The 7,232-nt window shown below is 44.2% G+C and carries 6 protein-coding genes and 1 pseudogene; 1 reads left to right on the forward strand and 6 read right to left on the reverse strand.

Features of this window, described 5'->3' with window-relative positions; genetic code table 11:
• Positions 1-206: 206 nt before the first annotated feature.
• Positions 207-689 (forward strand): hypothetical protein, encoded by a 483-nt coding sequence (locus tag V7L31_RS29515; protein ID WP_334699522.1) that lies wholly within the window; start codon positions 207-209, stop codon positions 687-689.
• Here the strand turns inward: V7L31_RS29515 and V7L31_RS29520 are convergent.
• The 6 genes and pseudogenes from V7L31_RS29520 to vnfG all read right to left on the reverse strand — a co-directional run.
• Positions 673-876 (reverse strand): annotated as a pseudogene (locus V7L31_RS29520) (MBL fold metallo-hydrolase); the annotation flags it as partial. The gene V7L31_RS29515 and the pseudogene V7L31_RS29520 overlap by 17 nt on opposite strands.
• A 97-nt stretch (positions 877-973) precedes the next feature.
• On the reverse strand, positions 974-1,117 hold the full coding sequence (locus V7L31_RS29525; RefSeq protein ID WP_334699518.1) for a hypothetical protein: 144 nt from the start codon (positions 1,115-1,117) through the stop codon (positions 974-976).
• A 9-nt stretch (positions 1,118-1,126) separates the two neighbouring features.
• Positions 1,127-2,470 carry a nitrogenase component 1 gene (locus tag V7L31_RS29530; protein WP_334699519.1) on the reverse strand — a complete coding sequence of 448 codons (1,344 nt, stop codon included), beginning with the start codon at positions 2,468-2,470 and terminating at the stop codon, positions 1,127-1,129.
• A gap of 338 nt (positions 2,471-2,808) precedes the next feature.
• Entirely contained in the window at positions 2,809-4,329 is a 1,521-nt protein-coding gene (locus V7L31_RS29535; RefSeq protein WP_334699520.1) for a nitrogenase component 1, read from the reverse strand.
• A gap of 265 nt (positions 4,330-4,594) precedes the next feature.
• Positions 4,595-5,980 carry a V-containing nitrogenase subunit beta gene (gene vnfK / locus V7L31_RS29540; protein WP_094332911.1) on the reverse strand — a complete coding sequence of 462 codons (1,386 nt, stop codon included), beginning with the start codon at positions 5,978-5,980 and terminating at the stop codon, positions 4,595-4,597.
• 517 nt (positions 5,981-6,497) lie between these two features.
• Positions 6,498-7,232 (reverse strand): V-containing nitrogenase subunit delta (vnfG, locus tag V7L31_RS29545; protein WP_334699521.1); only part of this gene is annotated, 735 nt, incomplete at its 5' end.

The following is a 7,232-nucleotide window of genomic DNA, read 5'->3' on the forward strand; positions in this document are numbered from 1 at the left end:
AATCTATTATTTATAACCTCACCAGTTCAATTTTTATTTTCATGAATCACCCTGATTTGTACTTTTCCTCTGCCTAGAGTGACAAAACAGGGTTAGGACAGCACTTAGTCAAAGCCTATGACTTACCCACAGATGTAGCACGTTGCGACACCACAAGTTTAAGCGTATATCATCAACCCCAAGTAGATGCTGAACAAATTGAGCCTGTGAAATCCCCATCATTGCTACACAAAGGTCATAGCAAAGACCATCGACCAGACTTATTACAGTATCGTCAAATGCTCTCGACCCTTGACCCAGTTGGGATGCCACTAGTGAGCGCTACTCTGACTGGTAATGGTGCTGATGATCCAATCTATTTCCCAACATGGCAACGTTTAGTTGAGATTATTGGACATACTTCATTTTTATACATTGCTGATTGTAAAGCATCTTCTTGGGCTAACCGGGCACAAATTGATCGTGATGGTGGGATTTATTGCTTTCCCCTAGCAATGACTGGCAACCGCCCAGACATATTGAGGGATTGGGTACTCAATCCACCTACACCTGTAGACAACATCTTTTTGCCCACCCAAGTTTGGGTTGAGGCACCAGTTTGCGTTGGATTTGAAGTCCCTTTAGGTAGTATTTGGGTAAACCCAGAAACAAAAACACGGCACAATTGGGCTGTTTTGAAGTTCCTGTGATGTGGTCTGCGTGGATATGGGTTTCCAGACAATACCGGAGTATGAAGCCCAGATCCTGAAGAAGATGGTAGTCACGTTCAAATTGCTCCAAAACTGGATCGACCAGAACTGCTTCTTGTGTATTGAGGTCAGCAATTAGGTAAGTATAAGTACAAGATTCGCGGTCGAATAATTGGCGAAAAAACATCTATAGCTCTCCTAATACACGAATCAATGCAATTGACTCCAAGTGAATTCTGTTACGGTGGAGATATTAGTGCAGTTAAATTCAAATGCTTTGCCACCTAGCAAGCGTCTCCTAAAGGGAGATGAATCGCTAACGCTTTGTAACGGCAGTTACTCCTCGTTGTAGCGATCGCCGTTACAAAGACGTGTAGCACAATACTTCTTGATAACTCTGCATCAAGATATGAAAACATTCTTGACACAATACCTTTCTATGTCCAATGAATCTCTTTGGAACGAAAAGCTCTATCCCAATCGTTAGCAATCACCTCCATTATATTGATCATGCCTTCATAGCCAAAATATGGCTTGTCAACATAAGTTTCTCTGTTAGTGGGGCTAAATACATCAAAAGCAATTTTGATTCCTAGTTCCTCTGCCATGTATTTTTCCCATGCCGAGCCAATGACAGCATCAACATCAAACTCTTCTAAAGTCTGTTTTACCTGATAGCCATCTGCCGAAAATATTACGCGGGAAGTAAGACCGAGGCTGTGCAATTCTCGCTCCAAAATTGAACGAGAATCAGGCATCGCCGAGCGAAATAATAAGACTTCTGGAATCATCTCCAATTCTTCAAAGAGCATTCTGACCAGTCCAATGCCAAGCGTCCCATCCGCAGAAATGGCAATTCTACAGTTACGATATCGGGGAATAATCATCAATGCTCGTTTGCGAAGTGTATCTACAACCATTTCTTCGCCTTGTTTGATCATTGGCTCTACTTTTTCATCTATCTTGAAATGTGTCGCCAATGCCTTCAACCACCGAGTAGTGTTGTTTACACCTATTGGTAAAGGTATATCATCAAGGATCAAAGGGATGTCATGGGTCTGTTGCATTTTCCGAGCAAACTTATAGCCAACATCATGACTGAGAACAATATTGGCGGTTGCCTCACCAGCTTGCTCTAGTTCTTCAAAGGAGGTATTATGAGAGAAGACTGTCTGTACTTTAATCCTTAAAGATTTTAACGTCTGCTTTACCCATTCCAAATCAGCCCACCAAGTAGGATTCAAATTTGCCTGTGGTGCAATGATATTTACAATCCTTGGCTTCCTGCCCCTTCTTTTGGTCTGCCTTTTTTTGATAAAAGGAAGTAAAGCCTCCAAACCCATCTCCAAGCCATCGTAAGCATTGCCCCGAAATCCACCAGCCATTAAGGGAACGAGTTTGGCTTTGATATCTGGTTGAAGCTGGTTGCACAATCCCACAATATCTTCACCAATAATGTCTGCCGCGCAAGTCCCAACGACAAACATCACCTTAGAATCAAAAGATTGATCCGCCTCTTTAATCATCCCTTTGAGCTTATCAGACGCTCCCATCACAATGTCTGACTCAAAAAGACGAGTACAACCTACTTTCCGCTTGGTGAAATCAACCTCATGAGCATCATACCCAGCTGCGACAGTGGACGCGCAACCCTGTGGAGACTGAATCACAATACTAACATCTTTAATACCAGCAACTGTAGTTGCAATACCTTCAAGGGCACAGCCAACTACTGGGTCTTTACTATGGTTACAATTGTCAAAAGTCGTTTCAGCAGACATTTTTCCTCCTGTTTCTCTAAGGCTTGACTATGGTAAAAATTTTACTCATTACACCAACCTGCAATAGTCTACGTAGGTTGGGGAGCCACTGCGTTGGGCGGCTCTGCCGACTTGAAGCATGTGGCGTTTGAGGAACAAAACCCAGTATTTCTGAGAGTTTGTTGGGTTTCACTACCCTGTGGCCAGCCGCCTCCAGCGTCTACGTTCTACCCAACCTACAATTTTCTGCGTGTTAGCGTACTCCTTCGGAGAAGCAAGCTACGCGGAGCGTCTCGTAGAGAAGCGGGGCGTAGCCCGACAAATCCATACTTTGATTCGGCAAAGTCACATTTTATTTATTACTCGTTAAAACATTTTCCCCGCTTCTTCTCTGCATATACGGTACAGTCAGGCATGTCTTGAGCTAATTTTCCGCTTAGTGATTGAGTAGATGCTAACCCGGAATTTTTAGGGAATACCATTTGCTTGGTTAAAGCACTCCGAGGTCTAAAGCCATATTGAAGTGCTGTTTTAATACACCTTGCGACCTTTAAGGCTCCGCGATAGCCAAATCTAGGACGATTTAAGATAGCATTTAAATCGACTACGGGAATATGGGGGAAACTCAAGGAAGAACCAAAATAAACTACCGATTCTGCATCAAGACCACCAATGAAATCCAGTAATTCATCTTCCGTTTGTTTCATGGACTCGTACTTACCAAAGGCCAGTGTCCCTTTCGTAATCAGGATTTCCGGGTCTAACCCTGTTTCCAATAGGTAGTCTACACTGGTTTCTCGTGCTTCTGTACTCCAGGGATGGAAGTTATAGATTACTACACGCATCCCAAAATCACGATCCAACATGTGAGCAAGGGATAAGCACTTGATAGCATCATGTCCTTCGATAATCGCTAACTTCCCTTCTATATAACTCTTAGCTGCTTCAAATTCAGTCTTGATTGCGGCATATTCCTTTTCCATTAGGGCAGCCGCCTGTTCTTCCATCCCTAAATATTTTGCCGCCCCTTCGAGCCATTTTTCTGTAGCGCTGATTCCGTATGGAAGGATAGTAGAATTTAACGGCGTACCAAACTTGTCTGACATGGCTTTGCCGATGGTATAGCCAAGATCCAAACATAAGGTACAGTTGACTGCTGCACTCGGTGCTTGCTTGAGTTCTTCTAATGTACAATCACCTGCGATGACGCTGTGAACTCTTGCCCCCATTGCTTCTATCAACCGCACCAGTTCTTTGACATCGGTTTCAACTTCCGTCCTTTCAGGGCCCATCTTTGCGCCCACAATATTGACAGAATCAGCTAGTTGTGCTTTCCGCTCTGGAGTTGGCGGCTCCATAAAGTCTACGATTTGCCGAAATACGATATCAAATCCACTGCGATACTCCCCGGCGAATCCTTCACAATGTATCGTCATGATCTCAGCATCGATTTCGCTGCGGGCTTTATTCACTACGTCATCAACACAGTCGCCAATAATACCAGACGCACAACTAGTAGCAACAACGATCGCATCAGGATGGTATTTTTCATTTACTTCTCGAATCGCGCCTTTTAATTCTTTTTCCCCTCCAAAAATTACCGCTTTCTCACTCATGTTCGTAGTTACCACGGGTTCATAAGGTGAACCACTATTGCGGCTATTAGTCAGCTTGTATGCTCGCTTTACTCCATAAGCACAGCCACTCGGCCCGTGAGAAATGACGATCGCATTTTTAATCCCACTTAAAATCTTCGTTGCAGTCCAAAATTTACAGGGGCGGGTATGACTACCTTGTAAAGTGGTCTTAATCTTACCTTCTTTTGCCAAGCGATAAAGTTCGCTCAAGTTTCCGTAAAATACGACATTCTGATCTATCATGATAGTTCTCCAAATATTTCATCTTTTTTAAACGCAGAGGGGAGGCAGCGCGTTGCGGGGGTTCCCACGCCACTTGCTTTATGCCGGGGAACCCGTCCACCGCAGTGGCTCCCCGTTGTAGCGACTGCCGTCGCGCTGAGGTTGGCGCAAAGGAACGCAAAGTTTTGAATAGAGGCTCCAGCACTCAAACTCTGCGCTCCTCTGCGTTTTACTCTGCGTTCCTACCCTGCGGGAAGGCGAAGCGCCTATGCGTTGAAAATTCAATCTACCAGACGTTTAAGATCCACTCGCGATCGTGCTTGTTCTCCATATCTGCAAACATGGCGTTGGCGATGTTATCTGCTAGCCATTCTGCTCCTTTGTAGCCAATCACAGGATATTTCCACAGACCTGCACGGTCAAAGCTAGGAAATCCTACCCGAACCATCGGAATTTTGTTGTCGATAGAAATATACCGACCCTTGGAATGACCTAGAATCAAGTCAATTTCGAGGGATTTATCTGTAATGCGGCGCTCTAATTCCCAGAGGTCTGCATTCCAGATAACTTCGATATCACAAGCTGCTTGCTTCTCCAACTCGGCAATTCTTGGGTCTTTGGTGCAGGCTTTGTTGTCGTCTCCCAACAACATCAGCACTGGCTCTAACTCAACTTCTAAGCAGAACTCTGCTAGACCAATTACTAAATCGGGATCTCCGTAAATAGCAACCTTCTTGTTGGCGAAGAACATGTGGGCGAGGTCTGCGATCGCATCAATAGCTTTACCCCGTTCTCTGACTAAAGATTCTGGTATTGGTTTACCAGTCATTTTGCTGATATTTTGCAGCCAGATGTCGGTATTTTTGATACCAATTGGTGTTGGGCCAAGAATTGCCGGAACTTTGAACTTCTCTTGTAAGAATTCGGCTGAACTGCCGCCTTCATATTTACATAAGGCAATAGTTCCCAACGCATTGGCAGAATCAGCGATGTCTTCGATGGTTGTATTGCCAAAGGCAAAACTTGTCTTATCGGGCATGGTGGGCGCATCAAAGGTTTCTGTATCCAGTAAAATGTTTCCTGGAACGTCCATCTCTTTTAAGATGCGTTTAACTTCAGTGACATCTCCAGGGTTAAGCCACCCAGTAATGATGTTCAACTTGCCAGTTGGCTCGCCTTTTTTTGCTAGGCTAGAAATAATTGCGTGTACACCGACATTATAGCCAGTGACTTGAGAGCCTTTGTAACTGGGGGTATGTACAGGAACAAGAATAACCTTGCGATCGGGATAAGCTTCCTTTAAAAAGCCGTTGAGCTTGTTAATGGTTCCTTCGATATCGTCCCCAATTGTCTCAGTTGAACAAGTCGTAATAATTGGGATAATCCGTAAATCGGGATATCGTGCTACTAAGGTTTTTACGCCTTCCTCAATGCGTGGCTGTCCTCCGAGGACAGCGCTATTTTCATGGAGTGAAGAAGAAGCAATGTCGAAATTTTCCTTCAAATGCTGGGCAAACAGAAGACGAACGAACATACTACATCCTTGTCCTCCATGCACCAGGGGAATACAATCTTTGATTCCGATGGAAGCGTATTCAGCCCCAGCAGGCTGACAGGTAAATATAGGATTGATGATTCCCTTACGTTCTTTCTGTTTTACGACTAAAGACATTCTCTTGACTCCTATGTGGTAAAAAATTGCGTGATTTTGTTTGGCGTTGCTGAACGAAGAGATGAAGTGTCTTTTCGAGCTTAAGAAAGTAGAGCGGTGTCTGTGGCAAGCTAACGCTGCATCCAACCAAAAAGCAAGCTACTCATAGCATCGATTACAGAAAAAAGTAGAATTGAATTTCGTGAAAATCTTGAAAGCTAGATGAGATGCTTCTGTAGTCAGACACTACGCTTCTTGGGAATGCTTTTGGTGTAGCCCGTAGCAGCGTTAGCGTTAGCTTGTCGTAGACATCGCTCTCTACTCTGCAAGTCTCTACTCTGTAAGAAAATTTCTGCACAAACACTAACAGGATGACTTGACTCTAATTCATGCTCCAATTCAACAACGCCGTTCGTTTGTAGGACTTACGCAAAAACTCTCTCAAACTCTCTTCCCCCGTGGTCTCTGCGTCCTCTGTGGTTTGTTTTCCTTACCTTTGCGTAAGTCCTAGTTTGGTTGAATTACCGATCCAATTGCTTTAATAAAGCGAATAATGTAATTCACCATTCTTCGACTTGGTTATTACAATATCGACCAGCATTCCCTTAACAGCTTCCAGTACAGCCTTCTTTTGCGAGTTCTCCATGCTACTTAACCATGCAAACCTAATTTCTAGGTCAGCCGCAAGGATCTTCGCATCTGCATAAAAACCTCTGTCGGTCAAAGTTTCCAGAACTACCTTTTCTCCAGTCAAGATTCGGGCGGTCATATTGAGAACACCATTGATGTTTTCTTCCCGATCCCATGCACGAGAGTGAAACTGCCACAAACAACGTTCTTGAATTAATTTTGTGACTTCCGCAGCTCGTTCTTGAATGTATGACGCAATTTCCTTAGCTTGCACTTGAACCTGTGGCGCAACTTCCTTAGCTTGCACTTGAACCTTTGGCGCAACTTCCTTAACTTGTGGTTGAACCTGTGAAGTGGCTTCCTTAGCTTGTGGTTGAACCTGTGGCGCAACTTCCTTAGCTTGTGGTTGAACCTGTGGTGCAACTTCCTTAACTTGTGGTTGAACCTGTGAAGTGGCTTCCTTAACCTGCTGTTGAACTAAAGAAACGACTTGCTCAGATAGCTCTTTGGTTGCTTTACCGTTGCCATTACCATTGGTACTTGGCAGATTTTGCCCTGCACGGATATCAGATTGAGCGAGTTTCATCAAAGGGGAGTAAATGGCATTATACATATCGCGTGCCATATTCACCGCACCTTCAAA

The sequence above is a fragment of the Nostoc sp. genome, from assembly GCF_036916655.1.
Lineage (GTDB): Bacteria > Cyanobacteriota > Cyanobacteriia > Cyanobacteriales > Nostocaceae > Nostoc.